The organism is Rahnella woolbedingensis (assembly GCF_003602095.1).
GTDB classification, from domain to species: domain Bacteria; phylum Pseudomonadota; class Gammaproteobacteria; order Enterobacterales; family Enterobacteriaceae; genus Rahnella; species Rahnella woolbedingensis.
The window spans coordinates 1-287 of the sequence record NZ_RAHH01000113.1; the positions used below are offsets into that span (position 1 = coordinate 1).

The following is a 287-nucleotide window of genomic DNA, read 5'->3' on the forward strand; positions in this document are numbered from 1 at the left end:
CTGGCGACGCGGATAAGTTTTAATTCAACACCGGTTCTTATTTATCATCTGACTCCTCAGGCTGTTCCGCAGGCAACTCCGCAACGTCTTCAGGCTACACCTGTTCGTTTTTCTCATCTGACTCCGCAGGCTGTTCCGCAGGCAACGCCGCAACGTCTTCAGGCTACACCAGTGCCAGTCGTGCAGCTGACACCGCAGGCTGTTCCGCAGGCAACACCACAACGTCTTCAGGCTACGCCAGTTCGTAATACACAACTGACGCCACAGGCTGTTCCGCAGGCCACGCC

1 protein-coding gene is annotated in these 287 nt (G+C 56.1%); it reads left to right on the top strand.

What is annotated here, in order from left to right; translation table 11 throughout:
- The coding region (locus D6C13_RS25760) for a hypothetical protein (protein WP_425272759.1) at positions 1 to 287 on the top strand (287 nt) is incomplete at both ends.